This is a genomic window from Paraburkholderia sp. RL17-347-BIC-D (genome assembly GCF_046027915.1).
Classification (GTDB): Bacteria; Pseudomonadota; Gammaproteobacteria; order Burkholderiales; family Burkholderiaceae; genus Paraburkholderia.
This window is the reverse complement of the sequence record NZ_JARESS010000274.1, coordinates 1-349: the sequence shown is the minus strand read 5'-3', so window position 1 is coordinate 349 and position 349 is coordinate 1. Positions and strand designations below refer to the sequence as shown.

The following is a 349-nucleotide window of genomic DNA, read 5'->3' as shown; positions in this document are numbered from 1 at the left end:
CGCCACCAGCGTCGGCAGCTTCGCAATCATGCGAATGGCCGACACTTCACGGTGACGCGGATTGTTGATGTCGAGCGAGTCGTGATAGAACGCCGACAGCGCGCCGACTGCGGCGACCAGAATCGCCATCGGGTGCGCGTCGCGACGGAAACCACGGAAGAAGAAGTGCATTTGCTCATGCACCATCGTGTGGTTCGTGACGGTCTTCACGAATTCGGCATTTTGCTGTGCGTTCGGCAGTTCGCCCTTCAGCAGCAAATAGCAGGTTTCGAGGAAGTCGGCGTTTTGCGCGAGGTTGTCGATCGGGTAGCCGCGATACAGCAGCTCGCCCTTGTCGCCGTCGATGTAC

The 349-nt window shown here is 59.3% G+C and carries 1 protein-coding gene; it reads right to left on the bottom strand.

Going from position 1 to position 349, the window contains the following annotated elements:
• Positions 1-349 (bottom strand): citrate/2-methylcitrate synthase (locus tag P0D96_RS48535; RefSeq protein ID WP_408321511.1); only part of this gene is annotated, 349 nt, incomplete at both ends.